Raw genomic sequence first — 756 nt, 5'->3', positions numbered from 1 at the left:
GGGCTGGTTATCGCATTTCACGTACTGGTGGTATATGCCCTGGTATCTGGATTGGCGCGCAAAGCGATGGAAGTGGTGATCAAGCCAGCAGAAGTCAAGCTGGTCGAAGAAGTGAAACCACCGCCCCCGCCACCAGACACACCGCCCCCACCGCCACCGAAATTATTGGCCCCGCCGCCACCGTTCATTCCGCCGCCGGAAGTGCAGGTGCAGCCACAGCCACAACCCGCAACAGCGATTGCAGCTGTATCGAATGTCAAGCCAGAAAACCCGACATTCACCAAGACCCAGGCCCCGCCAGCGCCACCGACAGAAGCCAAGGCCACAGGCCCGGTGACGATACCAGGCGTGATCGACTTCAACGTAGGAGGTTGCAAACCGGAATATCCACGCGCCTCCCTGCGCAATGAAGAAACCGGCACCGTCCTGCTGTCCGTCCTGATCGGCGCAGACGGTACAGTAGCCGACGTCAAGATCGACAAATCCAGTGGATTCCGCGGTCTCGACAATGCGGTGAAATCCCAGTTGATGTCAGGTTCCTGCAAAAACAAACCAGGTACCGTCGATGGTAAGCCACAACAGACCTGGGCGAAAGTTCAATACGTTTGGAAGTTGGAATAAAAAAGATCAAGACCTCTCAACACAGAGGCACGGAGACACAGAGGAGCACAGAGAAACCTGAAAGAGAAAAAGCAACAAGTATTTACTCAATCAGTTCTGTGCAAAACGAAATTCTTCCTCTTGCTTTTCTCTGTG

Annotated in this window: 1 protein-coding gene; it reads left to right on the top strand. The window is 54.4% G+C overall.

Translation table 11 applies throughout. From position 1 onward, the window contains the following. Nucleotides 1-3 precede the first annotated feature (3 nt). On the top strand, nucleotides 4-621 hold the full coding sequence (locus ACO0LG_RS29515) for an energy transducer TonB (protein ID WP_423032184.1): 618 nt from the start codon (nucleotides 4-6) through the stop codon (nucleotides 619-621). The last annotated feature ends 135 nt before the right edge of the window (nucleotides 622-756 follow it).

Origin of the sequence: Undibacterium sp. Ji42W (assembly GCF_049340405.1) — a bacterium.
In the GTDB taxonomy this organism is placed as follows: Bacteria; Pseudomonadota; Gammaproteobacteria; order Burkholderiales; family Burkholderiaceae_D; genus Undibacterium.
The sequence above is the reverse complement of the archived record's forward strand: the minus strand, read 5'-3'. Positions and strand labels throughout refer to the sequence as shown.